Annotated in this window: 19 protein-coding genes and 2 pseudogenes; 12 read left to right on the top strand and 9 right to left on the bottom strand. The window is 73.1% G+C overall.

The window, feature by feature from the left end:
- The first annotated feature begins 171 nt into the window (after nucleotides 1-171).
- The 5 genes and pseudogenes from pdhA (at nucleotide 172) to QQK22_RS13605 (ending at nucleotide 6170) form a co-directional block, all read left to right on the top strand.
- Nucleotides 172-1389 (top strand): pyruvate dehydrogenase (acetyl-transferring) E1 component subunit alpha, encoded by a 1218-nt coding sequence (pdhA, locus tag QQK22_RS13625; RefSeq protein WP_431310161.1) that lies wholly within the window; start codon nucleotides 172-174, stop codon nucleotides 1387-1389.
- Nucleotides 1386-2417: an alpha-ketoacid dehydrogenase subunit beta gene (locus tag QQK22_RS13620; protein WP_284251488.1), complete on the top strand. Its 1032-nt coding sequence runs from the start codon at nucleotides 1386-1388 to the stop codon at nucleotides 2415-2417. The genes pdhA and QQK22_RS13620 overlap by 4 nt, the downstream gene beginning before the upstream one ends.
- Before the next feature lie 50 nt (nucleotides 2418-2467).
- A pseudogene (locus tag QQK22_RS13615) lies at nucleotides 2468-3960 on the top strand (dihydrolipoamide acetyltransferase family protein).
- Nucleotides 3961-4093: 133 nt separating this feature from the next.
- Entirely contained in the window at nucleotides 4094-4789 is a 696-nt protein-coding gene (locus QQK22_RS13610) for a hypothetical protein (protein ID WP_284251487.1), read from the top strand.
- 115 nt (nucleotides 4790-4904) lie between these two features.
- Nucleotides 4905-6170 carry an MFS transporter gene (locus tag QQK22_RS13605; RefSeq protein ID WP_284251486.1) on the top strand — a complete coding sequence of 422 codons (1266 nt, stop codon included), beginning with the start codon at nucleotides 4905-4907 and terminating at the stop codon, nucleotides 6168-6170.
- Between the two features lie 33 nt (nucleotides 6171-6203).
- Here the strand turns inward: QQK22_RS13605 and QQK22_RS13600 are convergent, their stop codons facing one another.
- Genes QQK22_RS13600 through QQK22_RS13575 form a run of 6 tightly spaced genes read right to left on the bottom strand, consistent with a single transcriptional unit; the run spans nucleotide 6204 to nucleotide 11585 of the window.
- Nucleotides 6204-7085: a hypothetical protein gene (locus QQK22_RS13600; RefSeq protein WP_284251485.1), complete on the bottom strand. Its 882-nt coding sequence runs from the start codon at nucleotides 7083-7085 to the stop codon at nucleotides 6204-6206.
- The gene (locus tag QQK22_RS13595; RefSeq protein ID WP_284251483.1) at nucleotides 7082-8119 is read right to left on the bottom strand and encodes a vWA domain-containing protein; all 1038 of its coding nucleotides are present in this window, start codon (nucleotides 8117-8119) and stop codon (nucleotides 7082-7084) included. Before QQK22_RS13595 ends, QQK22_RS13600 begins: the two co-directional genes overlap by 4 nt.
- Nucleotides 8116-9156, bottom strand: a complete 1041-nt coding sequence (locus QQK22_RS13590) for a vWA domain-containing protein (protein ID WP_284251481.1) — start codon at nucleotides 9154-9156, stop codon at nucleotides 8116-8118. Before QQK22_RS13590 ends, QQK22_RS13595 begins: the two co-directional genes overlap by 4 nt.
- Nucleotides 9150-9653, bottom strand: a complete 504-nt coding sequence (locus QQK22_RS13585; RefSeq protein ID WP_284251479.1) for a hypothetical protein — start codon at nucleotides 9651-9653, stop codon at nucleotides 9150-9152. The genes QQK22_RS13590 and QQK22_RS13585 overlap by 7 nt, the downstream gene beginning before the upstream one ends.
- Nucleotides 9640-10578, bottom strand: a complete 939-nt coding sequence (locus tag QQK22_RS13580; RefSeq protein WP_284251478.1) for a DUF58 domain-containing protein — start codon at nucleotides 10576-10578, stop codon at nucleotides 9640-9642. The genes QQK22_RS13585 and QQK22_RS13580 overlap by 14 nt, the downstream gene beginning before the upstream one ends.
- Nucleotides 10575-11585: an AAA family ATPase gene (locus QQK22_RS13575; RefSeq protein WP_284251477.1), complete on the bottom strand. Its 1011-nt coding sequence runs from the start codon at nucleotides 11583-11585 to the stop codon at nucleotides 10575-10577. The genes QQK22_RS13580 and QQK22_RS13575 overlap by 4 nt, the downstream gene beginning before the upstream one ends.
- A gap of 298 nt (nucleotides 11586-11883) precedes the next feature.
- Here QQK22_RS13575 and QQK22_RS13570 point away from each other — a divergent pair, with 298 nt between their 5' ends.
- The 6 genes from QQK22_RS13570 (at nucleotide 11884) to QQK22_RS13545 (ending at nucleotide 19519) form a co-directional block, all read left to right on the top strand.
- Nucleotides 11884-14937 (top strand): family 20 glycosylhydrolase, encoded by a 3054-nt coding sequence (locus QQK22_RS13570; RefSeq protein WP_284251476.1) that lies wholly within the window; start codon nucleotides 11884-11886, stop codon nucleotides 14935-14937.
- 32 nt (nucleotides 14938-14969) lie between these two features.
- Nucleotides 14970-15548, top strand: a complete 579-nt coding sequence (locus QQK22_RS13565) for an S-layer homology domain-containing protein (protein ID WP_284251473.1) — start codon at nucleotides 14970-14972, stop codon at nucleotides 15546-15548.
- 51 nt (nucleotides 15549-15599) lie between these two features.
- The gene (locus tag QQK22_RS13560) at nucleotides 15600-16784 is read left to right on the top strand and encodes a copper resistance D family protein (RefSeq protein WP_284251472.1); all 1185 of its coding nucleotides are present in this window, start codon (nucleotides 15600-15602) and stop codon (nucleotides 16782-16784) included.
- Complete coding sequence (locus tag QQK22_RS13555; protein WP_284252757.1) at nucleotides 16676-17677, top strand: cytochrome c oxidase assembly protein; 1002 nt, start codon at nucleotides 16676-16678, stop codon at nucleotides 17675-17677. Before QQK22_RS13560 ends, QQK22_RS13555 begins: the two co-directional genes overlap by 109 nt.
- The gene (locus QQK22_RS13550; RefSeq protein ID WP_284251471.1) at nucleotides 17674-18219 is read left to right on the top strand and encodes an adenine phosphoribosyltransferase; all 546 of its coding nucleotides are present in this window, start codon (nucleotides 17674-17676) and stop codon (nucleotides 18217-18219) included. Before QQK22_RS13555 ends, QQK22_RS13550 begins: the two co-directional genes overlap by 4 nt.
- Nucleotides 18220-18355: 136 nt before the next feature.
- A complete protein-coding gene (locus QQK22_RS13545; protein ID WP_284251470.1) occupies nucleotides 18356-19519 on the top strand; it encodes a Fic family protein in 1164 nt (387 codons plus the stop codon).
- Between the two features lie 93 nt (nucleotides 19520-19612).
- On the opposite strand, the gene QQK22_RS13540 is transcribed toward QQK22_RS13545, so the two are convergent.
- Entirely contained in the window at nucleotides 19613-20626 is a 1014-nt protein-coding gene (locus QQK22_RS13540) for an aldo/keto reductase family protein (protein ID WP_284251469.1), read from the bottom strand.
- A 317-nt stretch (nucleotides 20627-20943) separates the two neighbouring features.
- On the opposite strand from QQK22_RS13540, the gene QQK22_RS13535 reads away from it, so the two are divergent.
- Entirely contained in the window at nucleotides 20944-23076 is a 2133-nt protein-coding gene (locus QQK22_RS13535; protein ID WP_284251467.1) for a S9 family peptidase, read from the top strand.
- A gap of 6 nt (nucleotides 23077-23082) precedes the next feature.
- Here the strand turns inward: QQK22_RS13535 and QQK22_RS13530 are convergent, their stop codons facing one another.
- Together QQK22_RS13530 and QQK22_RS13525 are read right to left on the bottom strand one after the other, a co-directional pair.
- The gene (locus tag QQK22_RS13530) at nucleotides 23083-23832 is read right to left on the bottom strand and encodes an LmeA family phospholipid-binding protein (protein ID WP_284251465.1); all 750 of its coding nucleotides are present in this window, start codon (nucleotides 23830-23832) and stop codon (nucleotides 23083-23085) included.
- Between the two features lie 58 nt (nucleotides 23833-23890).
- Nucleotides 23891-24876 (bottom strand): annotated as a pseudogene (locus QQK22_RS13525) (prenyltransferase/squalene oxidase repeat-containing protein).
- Nucleotides 24877-24892 lie beyond the last annotated feature (16 nt).

Below are 24892 nucleotides of genomic sequence, written 5' to 3'. Positions count from 1 at the left end.
CCAGGACCATCGCCGCGGGCCGCGCGGCGGCGCCGCGGGAGCGCGACGACGACGGCAAGTTACGCTACCGTAGGCTACGCATCCGTAGGTTACGGCTGCGTAGGTCCCACGACCGACCGTCGCAGCCGCCGTCCGTCGCCCACCGCCTGACCTCACCACCCGAGGAGCCACGTGAGCCGCACCGAGACCCCCGTCGCGCCGACGGCGAGCACCGAGCTGACCTGGCCGGACCCGTGCGAGACGGCCGGCACCGTCCGGCTCGTCGCGCCGGACGGCACCCGCCTCGCGCAGGAGGCGCTCGAGCTCAGCGGTCACGGCCTCTACGCCGCGGCGTCGGCGCGCGTCACGCCGCAGGAGCTGCGCGCGATGTACCGCGACATGGCCCTCACCCGGGCCTTCGACCGCGAGGCCACGAGCCTCCAGCGCCAGGGCGAGCTCGGCCTGTGGCCCGAGTGCCGCGGCCAGGAGGCCGCCCAGATCGGCTCCGCCCACGCGCTCCGCGAGCGCGACCACGTCTTCCCCTCCTACCGCGAGCACGGCGTCGCCCACGTCCGCGGTCTCCCGCTGCACGAGCTGCTGCACCTGTTCCGCGGCACGCAGCACGGCGGCTGGGACCCCACCGCGCACGGCTTCCACCTGTACACGCTGGTCATCGGCTCGCACACGCTGCACGCCACCGGCTACGCGATGGGCGTCCAGCGCGACGGCGACGTCGGCACCGGCACGGACCGCGACCGCGCCGTCGTGGCCTACTTCGGTGACGGCGCGACGGCGCAGGGCGACGTCAACGAGGCCCTCGTCTTCGCAGCGACCACCAACGCCCCCGTCGTGTTCTTCTGCCAGAACAACCAGTGGGCCATCTCCGCGCCGACCACGGTCCAGACCACGGTCCCGCTCGTCGAGCGCGGCACCGGCTTCGGCGTCCCGAGCGTGCGGGTGGACGGCAACGACGTCCTCGCCGTCCGCGCCGTCACCGAGGCGGCTCTCGAGCGGGCGCGCGCCGGCGGCGGGCCCACGTTCATCGAGGCCGTCACCTACCGGATGGGCGCGCACACGACGTCGGACGACCCCACCCGCTACCGCGAGCGCGCCGAGGAGGAGGCCTGGGCGCGGCGCGACCCGATCGAGCGCCTCGCCGCGCTGCTGCGTGCGGAGGGCCACGCCGACGCCGACTTCTTCGCCGCCGTCGAGGCCGACGCCGCCGAGCTCACCGCCGGTGTGCGCGCCTACTGCCGCGCGCTCACCCCGCCGCCCGCGAGCTCGATGTTCGAGCACGTCTACGCCGACCGGCACCCGCTCGTGGAGCAGGAGAGCGCGTGGTTCCAGCGGTACGAGGCGGGCTTCGCGGCCGGCGACGCCGACGCCGACCGCGCGGTGGCCGCCCGATGACCGTCACCACCGCTCCCGCCCCGACGGGCACCGAGCGCCTCCCGCTCGCGAAGGCGATCAACGCCGGCCTGCGCCGCGCGCTGGCCACCGACGACCGCGTGATGCTCATGGGCGAGGACATCGGCCGCCTCGGCGGCGTCTTCCGCGTCACCGACGGGCTCCAGGCCGAGTTCGGCACGCAGCGCGTGGTCGACTCCCCGCTGGCGGAGTCGGGAATCCTCGGCACGGCGATCGGCCTGGCGATGGCGGGCTACCGGCCCGTCGTCGAGATCCAGTTCGACGGGTTCGTCTTCCCCGCGTTCGACCAGATCACCACGCAGCTGGCCAAGCTGCGCTACCGCTCGAAGGGCCTTCTCGAGGTCCCCGTCGTCATCCGCATCCCCTACGGCGGCAACATCGGCGCGATCGAGCACCACAGCGAGTCGCCCGAGGCCCTGTTCGCGCACACCGCGGGCCTGCGGATCGTCACGCCCGCCACCTCTGCCGACGCCTACGCGATGATCCAGCAGTCCATCGCCTCGCCCGACCCGGTCATCTTCCTCGAGCCCAAGTCGCGCTACTGGGACAAGGGCGAGGTCGACCTCTCGGGGAGCGGCGTCGACCTCGGCCCCGACGGCTGGCGGTCGCTGCACCACGCGCGCATCGTCCGCCCCGGCGCCGACCTCACGATCGCGGCGTACGGCCCCACGGTCGCGACGGCGCTCGCGGCCGCGCAGGTCGCGCAGCAGGAGGGGCACGACGTCGAGGTCGTCGACCTGCGCTCGATCTCTCCGATCGACGTCGACACCCTCGTGGAGTCGGTCGAGCGGACCACGCGCCTGGTGGTGGCGCACGAGGCTCCGATGTTCTTCGGCCCCGGCGCCGAGATCGCCGCGGCCGTCACGGAGCGCTGCTTCCACCACCTGGAGGCCCCCGTGCTGCGCGTCGGCGGTTTCCACACGCCCTACCCCGCCGCTGCGGTCGAGACCGAGTACCTGCCCTCGCTCGACCGCATCCTCGACGCCGTGGACCGCGCGCTCGCGTACTGAGCCGCGCCCCGACCCCGCGCCCGAACCGCGCCCGAACACCAAGGACCCCCGTGCCCCAGCTGCAGCGCTTCGCCCTCCCCGACGTCGGCGAGGGCCTCACCGAGGCCGACATCGTCGAGTGGCGCGTCGCCGTCGGCGACACCGTGAGCGTCAACCAGGTGATCGTCGAGATCGAGACCGCCAAGTCGCTCGTGGAGCTCCCGAGCCCCTGGGACGGTGTGGTGGCCGAGCTGCTCGTGACCGCCGGGCAGACGGTCGACGTCGGCACGGCGATCGTCGTCGTCGACACGGATCCCGACGGCGAGGCGCCGGCTACGGGGGGCGACGGCGACGTCTCCGTCGCTCATGCCCCCGACGTCGCGCCCGTCCCGCCGGCCCCGGCGCACGGGTCGACCGACGAGCCCGAGACCTCCGGCGGCGTCCTGGTGGGCTACGGCACGTCGCACGCGGCGACGGCGCGGCGCCCACGCCGCGGCGCGCCCGCCACCCCGCAGGACTCGGGCGCGACGGCGGACGAGGCCCCGACGGCGGAGGCCCCGCCCGCGCCGTCGCCCACCTCCGAACCCACGCCCGCACCCACCCCCGCCCCGGCGCCCGAGCGCCCGGCGGCACTGGTCTCGACGCCGTCGTCGACCGGCGCACCGATGCTCGCCAAGCCGCCGGTGCGGAAGCTCGCGAAGGACCTGGGGATCGCGCTGGAGACGGTCACGCCGTCGGGCCCGGGCGGGATCATCACGCGCGACGACGTGATCGCCCGAGCCCGTCAGGGCGAGCCGCGCTCGCTCGCGACCTACCCCGCCGACGACGGGCCGTGGCTCATCGACGGCGTCGTCTCGGCCGACGGCCGCCAGACCCGCGTCCCCGTGCGCTCGGTGCGCCGCCGGACCGCGGAGGCGATGGTGGCCTCGGCTTTCACGGCGCCGCACGTCACGGTGTTCCAGACGGTCGACGTCACGCGCACGATGAAGCTCGTCGCGAAGCTGCGCGAGGACCGCGAGTTCGCCGACGTCCGCGTCACGCCGCTGCTCATCGCGGCCCGGGCGCTCATCCTCGCGACGCGCCGCCACCCGGAGGTCAGCGCGTCCTGGGACGAGGAGCGCCAGGAGATCGTCTACAAGCACTACACGAACCTCGGCATCGCGGCCGCGACCCCGCGCGGGCTCGTGGTCCCGAACATCAAGAACGTCCACAGCATGACGCTGCACCAGCTCGCGCAGGAGATCGCGCACCTGACGCAGACCGCTCGCGCCGGGCGCACGCAGCCCGCCGAGATGAGCGACGGCACGATCACCATCACGAACGTCGGCGTCTTCGGGACCGACACGGGTACCCCGATCCTCAACCCGGGGAGTCCGCGATCCTCGCGTTCGGCGCGATCGCGCAGCGGCCGTGGGTGCACAAGGGGAAGATCAAGGCCCGCTGGGTCACGCAGCTCGCGCTGTCCTTCGACCACCGCCTGGTCGACGGCGAGCTCGGCGCCCGCGTGCTGGCCGACGTCGCGCGCGTGCTCGAGGACCCGGCGCACGCGCTCGTCTGGGGCTGACGCCCGCGGGTCGGCGCGCCCGCCCCGCCGCCGGGCCCGCCCGGTCCGCCCGGCGCTCGTGGGGAAGTTCCGGACGCCTCCGACGTCCGAAAGTTCCCCACGAGGCGGCGACCGGCGTGGCTAGAGTGCCCGGATGGGGTGGAGTCTGCAGGTCCGTACCGTCCGCGACCGGGGTCGCTCTCACGGCTACCGTCTGCGGGCGCTGGCCTCCGCCCTCGAGATCAGCCGGCCGCTCGGTTTCTCCGCCACCTGGACGTACCTGGAGCTGCGCCTGGGTGTCGATCCGGAGGCGCCCGAGTTCCTCGAACCGGCGATCGACGCGCTGGCCGACGAGCGGGTCCGGTCGCGCGCGGCGCTCCGGCGTCACGTGGACCTGCGGCTGGCGGCCAAGGAGGAGGGCCGCCGTCAGCCCGTGGCCGACGGCGCGACCCCGCACCGCCCGCTGCGCTGGCACGGCGACGAGCGGCGGGGCGCCGGCGTTCTGCTGGGGTCGCTGCTGGACCGGCCGGAGACCCAGGACCTGAACGCGAGGCAGGAGAGCGCGGCCGTGCTCGACCTCGCGACGCGGCTCGCGCGCCGGCTCGACGCTGCCGAGCCACGGACCGTCGCGCTCGACGCCGGTGACCGCGCATCCCTCCAGGCGGCACTGGTGGGCGCGCGCCGCGACGCGCGCCCGCCCCGCGGCCCGGACGCGATGCCCGCCTACCTGCGCGCGAGGACCACGCAGCTGCTGCTCGAGCAGATCCTGATCGCGGTCGACGGCGCACCGCCGCTCGGCGAGCCGCTCACCTTCGTCGCCACGCCCGCGGGACCTCCGGCCGGCCGCTGAGCCTGGGCACCCGCCCGCATCCACGCTCGTGGGGAAGTTCCGCAGGCTCAGGCCTGCGAAACTTCCCACGAGCGCCTATCCGGGGCCGGGCGAGCGCGGTCGCTACCGTGGGGCGATGGGGCAGAGCGACGGCGCGGCGCGCGAGCCGCTGCGGCGTCGCCCCTTCCGCCTGTTCTGGCTCTCGACCACGGCGGGGTCCGCCGCCCTCGCGATCGGTGCCGTCGCCGTCGACGTCCTGGTCATCGACGTGCTGAGCGCGAGCGAGTTCGAGGTGGGCCTCGTGCGGGCGGCACAGCTCGTGCCCTACCTGCTCGTCGGGCTCGTCGCGGGCGCGTACGTCGACCGGTGGCGACGCCGTCCCGTGCTGCTGTCCACGCACCTCGCCCAGGCCGGGCTGCTCCTGGCGATCCCGCTTCTGCACGTGCTCGGGCTGCTGACGCTCCCGGCCGCCGTCGCCGTCCTGTTCCTCGCGGGGTGCTGCGCCGTCTTCACAGCCGCGGCGGAGCAGTCGTGGGTGCCCGACCTCGTCCCGCGCACCGAGCTGGTGGCAGCGAACGCGCGCGTCGCGCAGTCGATGACCGTGACCCAGTCGCTCGCGCCGGCGGCGGCCGGCGGGCTCACGTCGCTCCTCGGGGCGCCGGTTGCGCTGGCGGCGGTCTCGCTGACCCGCCTCGGGGGCGCGCTCGCCGTCGCCCGTATGCCGCGCACCGCAGAGGCGGAGGAGGTGCCGGCGGCCGAGCGCGAGCCCGTGCTGCGCGCCGTCGCGCGCGGGGTGCGCTTCACCTACGGGCACCGGGTGCTGGGCCCGCTCGCGGTCTCGACGCACGTGTGGTTCGTGGCGAACGCCGTCGCCGTCGTGGTGCTCGGGCTGCTGGTGCTGCGCACGCTCGCGCTCCCGGCGGCCGCGTACGGCCTGATTCTCACCGCCGCGGGTGTCGGCGGGGTGGCGGGTGCGCTGCTCGCCACCCGACTCGCACGCCTGCTCGGCGAGGGCCGGGTCGTCGTCGTGAGCCGACTGGTGTGCGCGCTGGGCTGGGCGGCGGTCGCGTTCGCACCCGTGACGGCGCCGACGGCGCTCCTCGTGACCTACCTCGCGCTCTGCCAGGCGGTGATCGGGGTCTCGATGGGTGCCGAGGAACCCAGTGAGATGGGTCTGCGCCACGACGTCACGCCGCGCGCGATGCTCGGCCGCGTCAGCGCGACCTACCGCTCGGCCAACCGCACCGCCGCCGTGGTGGGCGCACTCGCGGGTGGTGCGCTCGCGACGGCGCTGCCGCTGCGGACCACGCTCCTGGTGGTCGCCGCGGTGTTCCTGGCGGCCGTCGCCGTCGCGGCGTGCTCGGGTGTGCGCACGGCGCGGATCGCCGACGACGCGGGGTGAACCGGCGACGGGACCGACGTCACCGGCCGCGCCTCACCAGCCCTGGCCGCCCCCGGACCCGCCACCCTCCTGCTGCTCCTCCTGCTGCCGCTGACGCTCGGCCTCGGCGTTGCGCTCGGCCACCTCGCGCTCCTCGTCCGACAGCTCGGGGTCCTGCGAGGCGCCCGTCTGGTCCTCGGTCGGCTCCTCGGGCGCCGGGTCGTCGCCGGAGGGGTCGTCGCTCGGGTCGGCCGGGTCCTCACCGGGGTCGGTGTCGGGGTCGGCGGGGTCGCCGTCGCCCTCCTCGCCCGGCTGCTGCTCCTGCTCCTGCTCGCCCTGCTTGCCCTCCTGGCGGTCCTGGCTCTCCTGCGCCTCCTGCTGCTGGTCGGAGTCGCCGCCGCCGCCCGAGGCGCAGCCCTCGAGCTGCGCGAGCGCCTGCTCGTAGTAGGCGAGCGCCATCGCCGGATCCTCGGCGCGCGCCGCCTCGTCGCCCAGGCCCTCGTAGGTCAGCGAGAGGTTCATCGCCACGCGGCACTCGTCCGCCCCGCGCTCGCCGTCCGTGCCCTTGGGGACCAGCTCGAGCGCCCGCTCCAGCTCCTGCGAGGCGGAGAAGAACCCGCCGCCCGCGTAGCGCGCCGTCCCCGCGTTGTAGTGCGGCTTCCAGCGCTCGAGCGCGTTGACGTTCTGCAGCCAGGAGAACTGGCGCGTCGCCGTCGCGAAGCTCTGGTTGCCGTAGGAGCGCTCGCCCACGATCACGACGGCGGTGATCGTCAGCAGGTAGATGGCCGCCAGCAGGACGATGGCCACCACGGGCGAGGACCACGTCAGGAGCGTGCGACGGCGCGCGGCCGCCTCCGCGAGGGCGCGCGCCTCCTGCGCCTGCTCGACCGTCTCGAACCGTCCCGGCGCGGGCAGCGAGGTGAGGGTGGAGCTCATCGGGCACCGACCTTCCTGCGGGTCTCGAAGCCGTCCGGTCCGAGCCGGGTGGGGTAGGCGCGGGCGATGACGAACATCTCCCACGTGATGAGGCCGAGCGCGATCGCGGCGAGCGGCCACAGCACCGGGCGGTACAGGACCTCCTCGCGGCGTCCGTCGCCGGCGATGTCGGCCAGGTCGATGCCGGCAGTGACGCCCTCCACCGAGTCGGGCGTGATGCGGTGGGCGTAGGTGACCCCGAGCTGCTCGGCGATGGTGCGCAGCGTGACCTCGTCGATCACGGAGACCGCCTCGGCCCCACCCCGCGTGGGGTCGGTGATGTAGGGCGCCTGCTCGGCGGGGGTGACGCCGTCGTAGCTGCGCATCCGCCCGCCCTCCGCCGTCCCGTACCCGAGCACGGCACCGCCGTCGACCAGCGGCGCCAGCGGCGCGAAGGAGGTGAGCTCGGCGTCGGCCGAGGAGTCGGAGCCGTCGGTGTTCTCGCCGTCGGACATGAAGTAGACGAGACGGACGTTGTTCGGGTTGCGTTCGGCCGCGCCCACGAGGGCCTGCTCGAGGGCCGCGTACGGCCGGTCGACCTGCGAGCCCGCGGAGTAGGTGGTCAGCTCCTGGCGCACCGTGTCGGCCCAGGAGCGCACGGCGCGGGCGTCGGTGGTCAGCGGCAGCTGCCGCGTCGCCTGCGAGTCCCACCCGATCACGGTGTACCGACCGCCGGGGAACGCCTCGACGATCGCCTCGACGTCGTGGCGCACGCCGTCCAGGCGCGGGGACGCGCCGTCGTAGTCCTCCGCGGCCATCGAGCCGGTGCGGTCGACGACGAAGAAGACCTCGGCGTTGCTCTGCAGGGTCGAGCCGGTGCGGTCCACGACCGACGGGCCCAGCAGCAGCGCCACGAGCGCGAGCGCGACGCCGGAGCGCCTCGCCCAGGCGCCGCGGTGCTTGCGCTGCCGCACCAGCATCACCGCGCAGAACGCGAGCAGCGGGACGGCCACGAGCACGAGCGCCCACAGGGGCCACAGCGGTTGGAGCGTCATGTGCGCAGCCTCCAGAGCAGGACGACGAGCGCGCCGAACGCGACCACGAGGATCGTCGCGGGCAGGACCGGGCGGTCGGTCACCACCACCTCGGGCGTCGCGTCCAGGTCGATGGCCTGCTGGGACTGGATGCGGTCGATGATGGCGTCGACGGCGCTGGGGTCGGACGCCTCGAAGTACAGGCCCTCCTGCGCGGCCACGACGTCCTCGTACTCCTTCTGCTCGGCCGCCGAGGTGTTCGTGCTCGCCCCGGCGTAGATGCCGATGAGGCCGATCTCGCGCTCGGCGACGGCGTCGGCCGCGTCCGGGAGGGAGTAGATCGGCGTGCCGAGCACCTGGTTGTCCGAGGCGAGGATGATCGTGCGCGAGCGCTCGGAGTCGGCCTCGTCGAACAGCAGGCCGCAGCTGGCGAGGCCGTCGCCGATGAGGGAGCTCGACTGCTCCCCGCCCAGCTCCGTGCCGGTGATGAAGGCAAGGAGGCGGTCGAGGGCGTCCTCGTCGTAGGAGCCGTTGTAGTAGGCGTTGATGTCGAAGTCGAGCGCGGTGCGCGCGGCCTCGAGCTCCTCCGCGATCAGGGCGTAGTCGTCCGTCAGCGGGAAGACGGTGCGCGAGGTCTGGTTCCAGATCGACAGGGCGATGCGCTCGCCGTCGAACCCCTCCACCAGGGTGAGGAACTGGTCGACGATCTCGGCGTCGTACTCCACCATCGAGCCGGACACGTCCAGGCACAGCACGATGTCGCGCGTGGCGAGCTCGGAGTTCAGCACCTGCCGGTCCACCGGCCGCGCGAGCAGCACGCCGGCCGCGACGCCACCCGTCAGTGCCACGACGGCGACCGCGCCCAGGCCCACGCGGTAGCGCGTGAGGCGGCTGCGGAACGAGGCGAGCTGCGTCAGGTAGGAGGCGTTCGCGACCCACCGCACGCCGTCGGGGCGCTGCGGGCCGGTGCGGGTCAGGTAGCCGAACACGGCCACGGCGAGGAGGACGACGACGGCGAGCGCGATCAGCCACGGGCGCTCCAGGGCGCTGGTCACCACGTGCGGATCACCTCCCGCGCCTGGTCGGCGGCGTGCTCGGCGTGGTTGTCCGACGCGGCGGCGAACGCCGGCTCCTGGTAGTCCTCCAGGAGCTCCTGGATGGCGCCGCCGTGCTCGAGCCGGCCGAGCTCGCGCACGGTCAGGGAGGAGACGTCGATGCCGGCCCGCTGCGTGGCGAACTGCCGGATCGTGTGGTTGAGGTCGAGGTGCAGCGTGCGCAGGTCCGACTCGCCGCTGGTGTAGCGGCCGTAGGCGGCGTCGACGGCGGCGAGCTGCTCCGTGCGGATCGCGGCGTAGACGTCGGTCCGGCTGCGGCGCGCCTGGACGGTGCGGGCGCGCGTGGACCACACGACCCACCAGTACCAGGCGGCGACCAGGGCGATCAGCAGCAACGCGAGCCCCCACACCCACCAGGAGTACTGCGCGGGAGGCTGGGGGTCGGCCGGGACGGCCAGCACGAGCCCGTCCGCGATCGAGGTGAGGTCACTGGCGCGCACGGCGACTCCTGCGCAGCAGGTCCATGAGGCGGTCGACGGCGTCGGCCTCGCTGGAGACGGTCACGGTCTGCACGCCGTAGCGGCGCAGCATCGCCTGGACGTCGGAGCGGCGGCGGGCGACGGCGTCGCGCGCCTCCTCCGCCATGTCCGCGCGGGCGCGCAGGAACTCGGGGATCCCGAGCGGGGCGTCGACGTCGTCGACCGCCTCGTCCCCGAACGCGGTGGGGAGCGCGTCGGCCACCTGGACCACGAGCAGCTCGTGGCGCGTGCGCAGCCGCTTGACGGTCTGCTCGGCCTCCAGCGGCGGTCGCACCTCGTCGGTGATCACGACGACGAGGCTGCGGCGCGTGAACCAGGTCAGCACCCGGTCGAGCACGTGCGTGATGTTCGAGGGCGGGGCGTCGAGCGCGAACATCGCATCGATGCGTCGCAGGAGCATCTCCATGTGCTCCGTGCCGCCGCGCGCCGGGATCTGCACCACGCGCTCGCGGTCGCCCGCCACGAGGGCGAGCTGGTCGCCGCGGCCGCGGGCGAGGTAGCCGATGACGTCGGCCACGAACCGCGCGATGTCGGCCTTCGTGCTGCCGTCGGGGGCGAGCGCGGCCATGTTGCGGCCGGTGTCGACCGCCAGCACCATCGCGAGGTTGGACTCGCGCTGGAAGCGACGGATCACGGGGTGACCTGTGCTCGCGGACGCCTTCCAGTCGATGTCGCCGACGTCGTCGCCCGGCAGGTAGAGGGCCATCTCGTCGAAGTCCTGGCCGTGGCCGGAGAAGATCGAGCGGTGGCGGCCGTCGAGCAGACCGGCGGCGCGACGCACGAGCGGCAGGTCGAGGCGCGCGCGCACGGCGGCCAGGCGCGAGTGCGCCTGGCTCGAGCCGACGGTGCCCGACCTGCTCGGCGTGCTCGGGCCGGTGGTGCTCACGGGCTCGGGACCGCCGCGAACACCGCGTCGATGAGCGACTCCGGCGGCACGTTGTTGGCCAGCGCGTCGTAGGTGCGCACGATGCGGTGGCGCAGGACGGCGTGGCGCAGCTGCTTGACGTCGTCCGGGACGACGTAGGCGCGGCCGTTCTGCAGCGCGAGCGCCTGGCCGACGCGCATCAGTGCGATCGAGCCGCGCGGCGAGGCGCCGACCCGGACGTGCTGGTTGAAACCGGGAAGCGGGCGCGGACCGCCGCCGCGCGTGGTGTTGATGAGCGCCACGATGTACTGCTTGATCGCCGTGTCGACGTAGACCTTGTCGACCAGCTTCTGCAGGAAGACCGTGTCCTCGATGGTGATGGGCTCGGTCGTCAGCGGGGCGGAGAGCGAGCCGCTGGACATGCGCTGGAGGATGTCGACCTCATCCTCGGGCCCGGGGTAGGTCAGCACCTCCTTCATGAGGAAGCGGTCCATCTGGGCCTCGGGCAGCACGTAGGTGCCCTCCTCCTCGATGGGGTTCTGCGTGGCCAGCACCATGAACGGCTTGGGGAGCGGGTAGATCTCGCCGCCGATCGAGGTCTGCTTCTCCTGCATCGCCTCGAGCATCGCCGACTGCGTCTTGGCGCTGGAGCGGTTGATCTCGTCCAGCAGCACCAGGTTGGCGTGCACCGGGCCGAGCTGGGTGGAGAACTCGCCCGTCGCGTAGTTGTAGATCTGGGTGCCGATGATGTCGTTCGGCATGAGGTCGGGCGTGCACTGGATGCGGCGGAACGTGCCGCTCACCCCGGAGGCGAGCGTCTGGGCGCTCAGCGTCTTGGCGAGGCCCGGTACGGACTCGAGGAGCACGTGCCCGCCGGCCAGGAGCGAGGTGACGAGTGCCGTCCGCAGGCCCCGCTGACCCACGATGCGCTGGTCGAAGACCTCACCCAGGCGCGCGAGCAGCTCGGTGGCGCGCTGACCGTCGTCGTAGGAGATCGGACTGGTCTTCGGTGCCAGATGAGTGGACAAGGAGGCCCCGTTCGTAGCTGGAGACGGTGGTGAACGGCTGGAGGTGCCGGTCGGTGGCGAACGCCAGTCAGTCTGCCACCCGTGCGCTCGTCCGGGCTCGGCCGGGTGCGGGTAGCGGTCCCCACTTCGGGCACGGGCCACCTACATGAACGATGGCATCGATATCACTTTCTCTTGTGAATGTGACATCCGCTGTCTACGATCGGGTCGTGCACCTCCGCGGCCACCAGGGCTGCGGTGGGCCACGACTGGCGCGAGGTCGCGCCGGCCCGCGGGTGCCAGATCCTGGGGAGGTCGGATGTCGAGGACGCGAACACGTGCGAGGAGGGCGGCGGGCGGGGCGCTCGCCGTCGTCATGACGGGACTGGCGGCGCTGGTCGCTGTGCCGGCGGCGGCGGCACCCGAGCCTCCGGCGCCGGTGGGACCGGACCCGAGGTCCTCGGTCGTTCCCTCGGTGGACGGGTGGGAGCCGGGCGGAGCGGGGGCCGGGTTCGAGCTGACCGACGGCACCGCCATCGTGCTCGAGGACGCGGACCAGCTCTCGGCCACCGCGGAGATGACGGCGGCCGAGCTCAGCGAGGTCGTCGACGTCGTCGAGGTCGAGACGGGTGGCGAGGCGGGTGCGGGCGACGTCGAGCTCGTCCTCGACCCCGCGCGGGACGATCTGGGTGAGGAGGGGTACGAGCTCGAGGTCGCCGAGTCGGTGACCATCACGGCGGCCGAGCCGGCGGGTGTCTTCTACGGCACGCGCACGCTGGTGCAGCTGCTGACGGGCTCCACGACGCTGGCGCCGGGAAGCGCTGTGGACCAGCCGGAGTACGAGGAGCGCGGCATCACGCTATGCGCCTGCATCATCGGCATCTCGACGGACTTCATCGATCGACTCCTCGACGAGATGTCGTACTTCAAGCTCAACTACCTGCTGCTCGAGCTCAAGCTCAAGGTGGACGCCTACCCGCAGACCCACACCTGGTCCTACTACAGCAAGGAGCAGGTCGCCGAGCTGGTGGAGAAGGCCGGTCGCTACAACATCGACGTCATCCCGGAGATCAACTCGCCGGGGCACATGGCGATCTGGCTCGAGAACATGCCGGAGCTCCAGCTGCAGAACCGGGACGGTGAACGCGACGAGTACCGGATGGACATCACGCGCGACGAGTCCTTCGAGTTCTACACGACGCTCATCGACGAGTACTTCGAGGTCTTCGACTCCGAGTACTGGCACATGGGCGTGGACGAGTACATGATCTTCAGCGGCTACGAGGACTTCCCCCAGATCCAGGAGTTCGCCTCCGAGACCATCGACCCCGAGGCCACGCCCGACGACGTCGTGGCCTGGTACGTCAACCGTGTCAACGAGTTCGTGAAGTCGCGCGGGAAGACCCTGCGGATCTGGAACGACGGCGTGCAGACCGACAACGAGTTCGTCGACTTCGACACGGACATCGTGATCGAGTGGTGGCGGCCGCTCGAGAGCACGGTCGACCCCGAGCAGTTCATGGACTGGGGTCACCGCATGATGAACGCCTCGGTGGACCTCTATCACATTCGCGGCGGCTACAACGTCAACGCGCGTGGGTTGTACGAGCAGCGATGGACCCCGGAGAACTTCTACGAGATCGGCGACGTCGGGCCGAACGAGCTCATCACCGGTGCGAAGTTCAGCATGTGGCCCGACGACGGCACCCCGAACGAGGCCGAGAACACGGTCCAGGAGCGGATGTTCGAGGCGATCAGGTTCGTGGGCCAGTCCACGTGGTCGAACTCCCACCCGTGGACGACCTACGGCGACTTCCGCGCGACGATGGACGACATCGGTCGACCGCCGCTGTGGGATGCCGGCGAGGTGCTCCCGCTCGACGCCGGTCAGGTCCGCCTCGTCGCGGAGGGCGGAACCTTGAGTGCTGCGCCTGACGGTTCGCTCGCGATCGGGGAGCAGGTCACCGCGTGGAACCTCGAGCCCACCCCGGACGACTACTACACCTTGACCGACTCTGAGGGCCTGTGCCTGGGGGTCTCCCGGGACGGCACGATCCGACAGGCGGTGCCGATCGAGATCGGTGCGGACGTGACGGCGCAGGGGTGCGACGGCTCGACGATGCAGCGGTGGGAGTTCTCGACGGTCGACGGTGGTTACGAGATCGTCAACGCCGCGTCGCAGCAGCACCTGTCCGTCGCCAAGGACCTGGTGGACGTTCCGGTCGCGTACGCCGAGCCCAAGACCGTCGAGGACGGACGGATCGTGCAGACCCCCGCCGACTGGGGGCGCACGGTCTGGCAGGTGGAGGCCACGGCTCTTCTCACCGTCGACGCGGAGCCTTCCGGCGTTGAGCCGGGGTCAACGGCAACCGTGACCGCGGCGCTCGAGAACACCTCGAGCGAGCAGCTCTCGGACCTCACGCTCCGCGTCACCGAGGTGCCACGGGGCTGGACGATCGACCCCCAGGAGACCGAGGTGGGTGACCTGCCGACCGGCGCAGCCTTCGAGCAGACGTTCACGCTCACCAACGCATCGGCGTCGTCCGTGACGGGTTCGGTGTCGTTCGAGGCTGTCACGGCTGCGAACGAGGTCGTCGCGTCCGGCCGCACACGCGTGGCACCCATCTGCGCCGCCGGTCGGACCCGTCCGGTGGGGGTGACCGGGTTCAGCTCGGAGCAGCTGACCGGTGAGGTCGCGCCCAACGGTCCCGCGGTCGCCGCGGTCGACGGAGACCCACGGACTTTCTGGGCGGCCCAGTGGAGTCCCGAGCAGCTCGAACACCCGCACTCCATCGTGGTCGACCTGGGTCAGTCGATCGAGACGTGCGGCGTAGGGGTCTGGGGTCGGGTGATCGGCGGTGACAACGGCCGGATCGCGGACTACGAGGTCTACACCTCGGAGTCCGTCTCGACCGTCGAGGGGGACTGGGGCGAGCCGGCGGCGTCCGGCACGTTCGTCAACAGCGGTGAGCGCCAGGACGCGGTCTTTGCTCCACGCGCGGCCCGCTACGTGAAGCTCGTGGCGCTGTCGGAGGTGAACGGCAAGGACTTCGCGACGCTCGCGGAGATCGAGGCGTGGGGTCCGGACATCCTCGAGGCGAGCTGGAGCCCGAGCGTGGCGCTCGACGTCGACCAGGTGGCTCCGGGCGGGACGGTGACCGCCTCGGTCTCGGGTCTGCCCGCCGGTGATGCGGTCGAGGTGCGGCTGGGGGTGCCGGGTGCGGAGCCCGGGGCCGAGCCGCTGGCGACCGGTCGTGCCGACGGTGAGGGTGAGGCTGCGGTCGAGCTCACCGTTCCGGTCGGCACGCAGCCCGGCGCGTACGACGTCGTGGCGCTGGGGGTCGCCTCGCAGGGGAGGCGACCGCGGCGCTGACTGTCACGTCGGAGTCCGAGCCGCCGGCGCCGGTGACGTTCGTCGACGTGATGCCCGAGACGAAGTTCGCGGCGGAGATCGGGTGGCTGGCGGAGCGCGGGATCGCGCGGGGCTGGGACCTGCCGGACGGGAGCAAGGAGTTCCGTCCGGTGACGCCGGTGGCGCGTGATGCGATGGCGGCGTTCCTGTACCGCCTGGCCGACGAGCCGGACTTCGACGCACCGGAGGTCTCCCCGTTCACGGACGTGAGCACGGACAACCAGTTCTACAAGGAGATCGCCTGGCTGCACGCCGAGAGGATCTCCACGGGCTGGGACAACGGGGACGGGACGTACTCCTTCCGCCCGCTCGAGCCGATCGCGCGCGACGCCATGGCGGCGTTCCTGTTCCGCCTGGCCGATCCGCAGGATGTCCAGGCACCGGCGACCTCGTCCTTCACCGACGTCGCTCCCGGTCAGGACTTCTTCACGGAGATCTCGTGGCTCGCCTCGACGGGAATCGCGACGGGGTGGGTCGGGAACGACGGTACGTCCATCTACCGCCCCCTCGAGCACGTCAACCGCGATGCCATGGCGGCCTTCATGCAGCGGTGGGCGACCCGCGAAGGCTGATCGCGCGTGAGGTGATCGGGCTCTCCCAGCCCACGGCCGTACCCTGAGGACGTGGCCACCTCGACGACACGCCCCGCGGCGCCCGGCGCCGCGGGGCGTGTCGCCGTCCCGTCCCCGCGCACCGGGGTCCCTCTCGCGGCGACCCTGGTCGTCGGGGCCGTGCTCGCCGTCGTCGCGACCCTCGTCGGGATCGCCCTCTCGGGTGCCGCGACCCCGACCGTGCTCGCCGACCCCGGAGCCCTGGTGCGCTGGGGGCTGCCCGTGGCCGACGTCGTCGTCCAGGTCGCGGCGACCGTGACGATCGGGGCGCTCGTCCTGGCGGCGGTGGTGCTGCCGCGCAGGACGACGTCGTCCGCGGCGGGGGCGGACTCCTGGGCGTTCGCGCAGCGGACCGCCGCGGTGGCCTCGGTGGTGTGGACCGCGGCGCTCGTCGTGCAGCTGCTCGGGACCTACGCCCGCGTCTCCGGCCAGCCGATCGGCGGCGAGAACTTCGGTGCGGAGCTGGGCGTCTTCCTCACCCAGATCGAGCTGGGCCAGGCCATGCTGTGGGCCCTGCTGCTCACCGCGCTCACCTCGCTGATCGCCGTCGCCGCGAACGGCTACGTCTCGGCGCTGACGGCGGCGATCGTCTCGCTGGCGGCCCTCGCCCCCGTCGCGCAGACCGGCCACGCGGCCGGCGCGGCCAACCACACGCTCGCCGTCGGGAGCCTGTGGCTCCACCTCGCGGGCGTGACCGTGTGGATCGGCGGTCTCGCGGTGCTCGCGCTGGTCGCCGGTCGGCTGGGGCGCGACGTCGTCGCGGCCGCCACGCGCTTCTCGCGCACCGCGGTCTGGGCGTACGCGCTCGTGGCGGTCTCCGGCGTCGTCAGCGCCTGGATCCGGATGGGCTCGCTCCGCGACCTCGGGACGGCCTACGGGGTCCTGCTCATCCTCAAGGTCGCCGCGGTCGTGGCGCTCGGGGCCGCCGGGTGTTGGCACCGCCGTCGGACCATCCCGGCGCTCACGGGGGCTCACCGCGCCGGACGTTCGCGTTCTGGCGGCTCGTCGCCGTCGAGATCCTCATCGCCGGCACGACGATGGGCATCGCCGCGGCGCTGTCGAACACGGCACCGCCGGTGCCGGACACCGTGCCGCAGGACGTCAGCCCCGCCGAGGCGATCACGGGCGCGCCCGTGCCGGCCGAGCCGACGCTGCTGGGCTGGGTCACGGGCTTCTCCCCTGACGTGCTGGTGCTGACCGGGGTGGTGAGCGCCGCCGTCGTGATCCTCACGTGGTACGCCCGCCTGCGGCGGCGCGGGGACGCGTGGCCGCTCGCGCGCGTGGCGTCCCTGCTCGTGGGGCTCGGACTGATCGCGTGGACCTCCAGCGGCGGCGCGGCCGTGTACGGCCACATCCTCTTCAGCGCGCACATGGTGCAGCACATGGTGCTCGTGATGCTCGCGCCGATCTTCCTCGTGCTGGGTGCGCCGGTGACGCTCGCGGTGCGCGCGCTGCCCGCGCGCGGCGACGGGACGCGCGGGCCGCGCGAGCTGCTGCTGGCGCTCGTGCACTCGCGGGTGGCGGGCGTGTTCGCGCAGCCGGTCGTCGCGGCGGTGAACGTCGCGGGAAGCATGATCGTCTTCTACTACACGCCGCTGTTCGAGCTGTCGCTGACGAATCACCTCGCGCACCTCGGGATGATCGTGCACTTCACGCTCGCCGGGTACATGTTCGTGAACGTCCTGGTGGGCGTCGACCCCGGCCCGAAGCGGCCCAGCTACCCGCTGCGGCTCGTGCTCCTCTTCTCCACGATGGCGTTCCACGCGTTCTTCGGGCTGTCGCTGACGATGGGGGAGTCGTTGCTGGCGTCCTCGTGGTTCGGCGGGCTGGGGCTGCCGTGGGGTGTGGACGCGCTCGCGGACCAGCAGTGGGGCGGCGCGTTCGCGTGGGGCTTCGGCGAGGTGCCGTCGCTCGCGCTCGCGGTCGCCCTGGGGCTCGCGTGGATCCGTGACGACGAGCGGGCCGCGAAGCGGCTCGACCGCGCGTCCGACCGCGACGGCGGCGCGGAGCTCGAGGCGTACAACGCGCGGCTCGCGCGGATGGCCGGCGGCTCGACGCCGTCCCGACCCGATCAGGAGACCACCCGGTGACCGAGACCCTCGCGAACGCCGACCTGCGCGCGCTCATCGCGGACGTTCCCGACCACCCGAAGCCCGGCGTCGTCTTCAAGGACATCACCCCGCTGCTCGCCTCGCCGCGGGGCTACGCGGCGTGCGTGGACGCGCTCGTGGCGGCGGCGCCGTCGGGCATCGACGCGGTGTGCGGGATGGAGGCGCGCGGCTTCCTGTTCGGAGCGCCGGTCGCGCTCGCGCTGGGCGCGGCCTTCGTGCCGGTGCGCAAGCCCGGCAAGCTGCCGCGCGCGGTGGTGGAGACGTCGTTCGAGCTGGAGTACAGCAGCGAGACGCTCGCGGTGCACGCGGACGCGATCGCGCCGGGTGCGCGGGTGCTGATCGTGGACGACGTGCTCGCCACCGGCGGCACGGTCGTCGCGACGGCGGAGCTCGTCCGGCGCCTCGGCGGCGAGCTCGCGGGGGTCGCGGTGGTGATGGAGCTGGCGTTCCTGCAGCCGCGCGCGCTGCTGTCGAGGCACGGGGTCGACGACGTCGCGGCGCTGCTGACGTACGAGGACTGACCGACTGCGGCGGTCGTCCGCCGCCGCCGTCCGTGAGTGACCCCGGTCGTCGTTCAGTCTTGCGCTACGATCCTTGAACAACGAGGAGCGGAGTTCAAGGATGGGGACATGGCCCGCGCTCGATTGGGAAGACCAGATGTGGGTACCCACGGAGGGGACGCTCTCACGCCGGGCCCACGCGGAGCTGGCGGGGAAGTACCGCTCGGCTCTGACGCCTGAGGTCGCCGGCGTCGAGCCACACCTGAGCGCCTCGGCCGCCGCGCGGGTCGGCGAGGCCGCTGTCGAGATGGCCAGGTTCGACGCCGAGGCGTCGAGCATCTTCGGCGACAGCGAGATCGCCCCCATCACCTCGGTCCTGCTCCGCTCGGAGTCGGCCGCCTCGTCCCAGATCGAGGACCTGACCGTCGGCGCCCGCCAGCTCGCCCTCGCCGAGCTCACCGGCCTCGGCGGCGAAGCCAGCCGGAACGCCCGCACGGTCTCCGCCAACGTCCGCGCCATGCGGGCGGCCCTCGATCTCGCCGACGACATCAGCGAAGCCTCGATCCTCACGATGCACGAGACGCTCCTGCACGGTCAGGAGCGCGCGATGCCCGGGCGCTATCGCGACGTCCCGGTCTGGATCGGTGGCCGCGCCCCCACCGAGGCGGCCTTCGTCCCGCCCGCTCCCGAGCGCGTCGCGGTCTCGATGGCCGACCTCGTCGCACTCGCTCGGCGGCGCCAGATCCCCGCGCTCGCACACGTCGCCCTCGTGCACGCCCATTTCGAGACCATCCACCCCTTCGTCGACGGGAACGGACGCACGGGCCGCGCGTTGGCCCAGTCGATGCTGCGTGGTGCCGGTGTGACGCAGCGCATCACGGTGCCTGTGTCGGCCGGGCTGCTGGCCGACACAGACGGCTACTTCCTGGCGCTCGGCGCCTATCGGGAGGGCGATCTCGAACCGATCATCCTCACCTTCGCCGACGCTGCCGAGACCGCCGTCGCGAACGGCCGCCGCCTCGTGGGCGATCTGCACGACGTCCGCGAGACCTGGCGTGAACGCGTCACCGCGCGGCGGGACGCCGCCGTCTGGCGAGCACTCGATGTCGTGATCGGCCAGCCCGTCGTCGACGTCCGTCACGTCCAACGCACCCTGGGGGTCTCCTACCCCACGGCTCAAGGAGCGATCGACGCGCTGGAGGACGCGGGCGCCCTGAGTCCGAGCGTCGTCGGCCGGCAGCGCAACCGCGTCTGGCACGCACCCGAGGTGCTGGACTCGCTGGATGCCTTCGCGTCGCGCGCGGGACGACGCCGGGGCTGAGACCAGCGATCTCCCGGGCCCGCTGGGAGCGGACCCGGGGGATCGCATCGCCGTCGGTCCGTCCCGCGGGCGGAACGGCGCGGCGTCTCGAGGTCAGGCCACGCGCCCCTGCGGCGCGGTCTCGGCCGTCTTCGCGGCGTCGCGCTCGACGACGTCGCCAAGGATCGTGTCGATCTTCTCCAGGAGCTCGGCCGGGATGACGACGCCCGAGGCCTTGACGTTCTCGTGGACCTGCTCGGGACGCGAGGCGCCGATGAGCGCGGCGGCGACGTTGTCGTTCTGGAGCACCCACGCGACGGCGAGCTGCGCGAGCGAGAGGTCGAGCTCGTCGGCGACGGGCTTGAGGTCCTGCACGCGCTGCAGCACGTCGTCGCGCATGAAGCGCTTGATCATGTTGGCGCCGCCCTTCTCGTCCGTGGCGCGCGACCCGGCCGGCAGCTCGGCGCCGGGCACGTACTTGCCGGTGAGGACGCCCTGCGCGATCGGCGACCACACGATCTGGGAGATGCCGAGCTCGGCCGAGGTGGGCACGACCTCGTCCTCGATGACGCGCCACAGCATCGAGTACTGCGGCTGCGAGGAGATGAGCTGGAAGCCGAGCTCCTTCGCCAGGGCGTGGCCGGCGCGGATCTGGTCGGCCGTCCACTCGCTCACACCGATGTAGAGCGCCTTGCCCTGGCGGACGATGTCGGCGAACGCCTGCATCGTCTCCTCGAGCGGCGTCTCGGTGTCGAACCGGTGCGCCTGGTAGAGGTCGACGTAGTCGGTGCCGAGGCGCGTGAGCGAGCCGTTGATCGACTCCATGACGTGCTTGCGCGACAGGCCCGTGTCGTTCGGCCCGCCGGGGCCGGTCGGCCAGTAGACCTTCGTGAAGATCTCGAGGGACTCGCGGCGCTCGCCCTTCAGCGCGTCACCGAGCACCTGCTCGGCCTTGGTGTTCGCGTAGACGTCCGCGGTGTCGAAGGTGGAGATGCCGGCGTCGAGGGCGGCGCGCACGCACGCCGTGGCCGCGTCGTTCTCGACCTGCGAACCGTGGGTGAGCCAGTTGCCGTAGGTGATCTCGGAGATCTTCAGACCGGAGTTGCCGAGGTAGCGGTAGTTGACCATCTCTCCACAGTAGGCGCGTCGGGCGTGGGCGTCCCGGGCGGATTCCGCGGGCCCGGTGGTTCCCGGGCTCGGCCCGCGCCCGGCCGGCGCTCGCGCCCGGCCTGCGCCCGCCAACCACGGCGCCCGGGCCCGGCCCGAGCCCGCCGACCGCTCGTGGGGAACTTTCGCAGGCTCAGGCCTGCGGAACTTCCCCACGAGCGGTCTGCGGAGGCCCCCGGGGAGGCGGGTCGGAGTCGGGGCGGGGGCTCGACGGGGTGGGCGGGCGTTCGATCGGCGCCGGGCGCAGGCGTGTCAGGCGTGCGTGATAGACCAGGGAGATGACCGACACCCCCGCGGCGACCCCGTTCCACGACCTCGACGACTACCTCGCGCTCCCGCGTCTCGGCGCGCTGGCGCTGTCCCCGGACGGCCGCCGGCTCGTCGCCTCGCAGGCCGCGCTCGACGCCGATCGCACCCGCTGGAGCACCGCGCTGTGGGAGATCGATCCCGACGGCGAGGCCCCCGCCCGCCGCCTGACGCGCGGCGCGAAGGGCGAGGGTGGCCCGGCGTTCACCGCCGCCGGCGACCTGCTCTTCGTCGCCACCCGGCCGGGCGACGGCGATGACGCGAAGCCGTGCGTCTGGCGCCTGCCCGCCGGTGGCGGCGAGGCGTACCCGCTCGTGCGCCGCCCGGGCGGGATCTCCGCCGTCCACCCGGCGCGCGCCGCCGACACCGTCCTCGTCTCCGCGGACACCCTGCCCGGCGCCACGGACGAGGCGAGCGAGCGCCGCCTGCGGAAGGCGCGCTCGGAGAACAAGGTCGCGGCGATCCTGCACAGCGGCTACCCGGTGCGCTACTGGGACCACGACCTCGGCCCGGACGCGCCGCGCCTCTTCGTGGTGGAGGGCGCACCGCTCGCGCCCGCGGGGGACGGGGACGACGGCGACGCACTCGCCGCGGCACCCGACGAGCCCGGGCCCGACGACGAGCGCGGCACCCGCGACCTGACGCCGGACGCCGGGCGGGCGCTCGTGGAGGCCTCGAGTGCGATTTCCGACGACGGCACCTTCGCCGTCGCCTCGTGGAGCACCTTCGCGGGGCTCGCGGCCCAGTCGCACCTCGTGCGGATCGACGTCGCCACGGGGGAGAGGCGCACGCTCGTCCGGGAGAACGAGGCCGACCTCGACGAGCCGGCCATCAGCCCCGACGGCGCGTGGGTGGCCTACATCGCCAGCTCGATCACGTCGCCGCAGGAGGCGCCGCGCCGCACGGCGTGGGTCGTCCCTGCCACGGGCGGTACGCCGCGCCGGCTCGCCGCCGACTGGGACCGCTGGCCCGCCTCGCTCACGTGGCTCCCGGACTCCTCCGGTCTGCTCGTGACGGCGGACGAGCACGGCCACTCGCCGGTCTTCCGGGTCGCGCTGGACGGCGACGCCGCTCCCGAGCGCCTGACGGCCGAGGGCGCGTTCGGCAGCGTCGTCGTCGACCCCGCCGGGACGCACGCGTTCGCCACCCGCAGCTCCTACGCCTCCCCGGCCGAGGTCGTGCGCCTCGATCTGGCCGAGGGCGTCACCGCCGAGGACCGCGTGCGCGTGCTGCGCGCGCCGTCGGAGCGACCGACTCTGCCGGGGCGGCTCGAGGACGTCGCCACGACCGTGACCGACCCGGACGGTTCGACGCACACCGTGCGCTCGTGGCTCGCGCTGCCCGAGGGAGCATCGGCCGAGAACCCGGCGCCGCTGCTGCTGTGGATCCACGGCGGACCCCTGGGGTCCTGGAACGCATGGAGCTGGCGCTGGAACCCGTGGATCATGGTCGCTCGCGGCTACGCCGTCCTGCTGCCGGACCCCGCGCTCTCGACCGGGTACGGGCAGGAGTTCGTGCAGCGCGGCTGGGGCGCGTGGGGCGATGCGCCCTACACCGACCTCATGGCCGCGACGGACGCCGTCGAGCAGCGTGACGACGTCGACGCCTCGCGCACGGCCGCGATGGGCGGCTCGTTCGGCGGCTACATGGCGAACTGGGTTGCGGGTCACACGGACCGGTTCGACGCCGTCGTGACGCACGCGAGCCTGTGGGCGCTGGACCAGTTCGGGCCGACGACGGACGCCTCCTACTACTGGCAGCGCGAGATGACGCCCGAGATGGCGGCGAAGCACTCCCCGCACGCGTTCGTCGGGGACATCCGCACCCCGATGCTCGTCATCCACGGCGACAAGGACTACCGCGTCCCGATCGGCGAGGGGCTGCGGCTGTGGACGGAGCTGCTCTCCTCCTCCGGCCTGCCGGCCGCCGAGGACGGCTCGACCGTGCACCGCTTCCTGTACTACCCGGACGAGAACCACTGGATCCTCACCCCGCAGCACGCGAAGGTTTGGTACGAGGTGGTCGAGGGGTTCCTGGCGGAGCACGTGCTCGGCGAGACGCGCGAGCTCCCCGACGTCCTGGGCGGGGCGGCGTCAGCCGGCTGAGTCAGCTCAGCTCACACCGGTGAGGTCGACGTCGGTGCCCGCGACCGTGACGCGGACACCGGCGTCGATCACGTCCAGGTTCGTGATGCCCAGCCCGTCGGGGAGGCCGGGCACGTCGACGCGCAGGTCGGTCAGGCGCTGCGCGAGGGCGTTCGGCAGGTCGTCGACGGAGACCTCGAGGTCGGCGATCGTGACGGTCTCGACGTCGACGGCGATGCTCCCGTCGGCCGCCCGGGGCGTCAGCCGGGCCTCGAGCGTGAGGCCACCGACCACCTCGGTGGCGGCGACGACGGCGCCGTCGCGCGTCGCGAGCGTCACGTCGAGATCCGTGAGCTCGCGCTCCAGCAGGTTCTGCAGGTCCGCGGTCGCGAGCGTCCCCGACGCCGTGAGGTCGCCCGCCCGGCCGATCTCACGCGTGCCCAGGTCGAACGCGATGGCGCCGACGACGGCGTCGACGTCGGTGAACGGGATGTCCTCGAGCACAGCGGAGTCGGCGGTGATGTCGACGCGGGTGATCTCGCCGGCGACGAGCTGCGTGAGGAACGGGACGCCGTCGACCTCCGCGGTGACGTTCGTGGCCGCCAGCCCGTCCTCGAGCCCGGTCGCGACCTGCTGCTCGACCTGGCCCACCACGATGCGGTCGGCTGCCACGGCCAGACCTGCCAGGATCAGCAGCGCCACGAGGAGGGCGACGACGCCGCGGCCTCGCCTGCGACGTCGCGGCTGATGGGCGGGGGCGCCGTCGAGGATGCTCACCGTCCGACCGTAGGCGACGATGCGCCGCTCACGAGGTGCCGGTCCGCGCGCTGCCGGCTCACGCCTCGCCGTCGTGCGCCTCGTCCCACCAGTGCAGCGCGCGCAGCGCGGTGAACGTCAGCCACGGCGAGGGTTCGCCCTTCTCGACGTCGACCTCGAACCAGCGCTCGCCCGCGAGGCGCACGTTGGGGGCCCAGGTGCCGTCGTCGCGCCGGGCCTCGCGGACCACGGCGACGGCGTCGGCCGCACGCGGGTCGGGGGCGACGCCGTCGTGCACCCCCGCGTTCCGCAGGTGGTCGAGCGCGCCGAGCGCCGTGTAGATCCAGCGCACGGGGTGGACGAGGTGCTCGACCCACGGGCCGACGCGCTCACCGGTGCTCGCCCGCGTCAGGAGGCGGCGCTCGAGCAGGTACTCCTGACCGCGCAGGCGGACCTCGCGCAGGTCGTCGCGGCCAGTCAGCTGCTCCCACGCGAGCATGCCGCGCAGGGCGTTCAGGGTGGAGTGGAAGGACGAGCGCGTCGACCCCTCCACCCACTCGCAGTTCCACCCGCCGTCGGCCAGCTGGTGCTCGGTGAAGAACGCGACGATCGGCTCGACGTCGGTCCCGAGCCACGCACCGCTCGCGAGCGTGCTCGCGTTGATGCACACGTCCGTCTCGCCGTCCCAGTAGGGCAGGTTTTCGTACTCCCAGCGCACATTCGCGCGGATGCGGTCGGCGGTGTCGCCCAGCGCGGACGCCGGCACGCCCCACTCCCGCAGGGAGGCGAGGCTCCACGACGTCGCCGTCCACGGCTGCGCGTCATCCTCTCCGGGGTGCGGAGCGCGCGGTCGTCGCGGCGGGTGGGGAAGTGGGCGCCGCCCGCCCACGAGCCCTCGGGGTCCTGCAGCGCGAGCAGACGGGCGCCGAAGCCCTCGGTGGCGGTGCGGGCGCGGGTCGCGGACCACACGCTCTCCGGCTCGTCCGCGAGGTCGCGCTCCACCTGCCACCGCAGGGCTGGATCGGTGTCGAGGAGCCAGGGGAGGAGGTCGGCGTCGTCGCTCATGGCGCGAGGGTAGACC

Source organism: Litorihabitans aurantiacus, from assembly GCF_030161595.1.
Lineage (GTDB): Bacteria > Actinomycetota > Actinomycetes > Actinomycetales > Beutenbergiaceae > Litorihabitans > Litorihabitans aurantiacus.
The sequence above is the reverse complement of the archived record's forward strand: the minus strand, read 5'-3'. Positions and strand labels throughout refer to the sequence as shown.